Origin of the sequence: Vibrio ichthyoenteri ATCC 700023, assembly GCF_000222605.1 — a bacterium.
Taxonomy (GTDB): domain Bacteria; phylum Pseudomonadota; class Gammaproteobacteria; order Enterobacterales; family Vibrionaceae; genus Vibrio; species Vibrio ichthyoenteri.
This window is the reverse complement of the sequence record NZ_AFWF01000310.1, coordinates 1-558: the sequence shown is the minus strand read 5'-3', so window position 1 is coordinate 558 and position 558 is coordinate 1. Positions and strand designations below refer to the sequence as shown.

Sequence of the window (558 nt, the reverse complement as noted above, 5' to 3'; positions counted from 1 at the left end):
AGTTACACATTTTAGGTTCTAAATTTGTTGTGCTACCTAAAATGTGTCATTCGTCACGAACATTACCTAGGTTTTATCATTTTTAAGAGCTAACACCTAGATGATGTGATCTTAGTAATCTGGGTTATCGCTGAGTTTTGATAAGGTTTCGATTTTATCTAGTAAGGAATCTATAGCTTGTTGGTTATCTTCAGATTCTCGGTTACTTTGTTGAAGAAGTCTTTTTGATAAGCTTTCTTCTATCTTTAATGCTTGTTCATTTTTTCCTATATAGCGGTAAGCTATAGCTAAGCTTTCAAGCTCCCCCTCACTTAGGCGCACATTGCTTTGTAAACGTTTAATTTCTAAATTTCTTATAGTTTTCATCGCTTCATGTTGGTTCAGTTCGTCAATCGTTCCTAGCTTTAACCAGCGAAAGATAAACTTTATGCCTGTGATGGTTTTACCTTTTTTGATTAGCTCGAAACCTTTGTCACCTTTGTCACTATCTAAAAAGAGCAACTCTTTACTTATTTGTGGGTGATCTGATAGCTCTTTGATGCTTTCCCGAATGCAACG

1 pseudogene is annotated in these 558 nt (G+C 35.5%); it reads right to left on the bottom strand.

Going from position 1 to position 558, the window contains the following annotated elements:
- Window positions 1-111: 111 nt before the first annotated feature.
- Window positions 112-558 (bottom strand): annotated as a pseudogene (locus RH85_RS20515) (replication initiation protein); the annotation flags it as partial.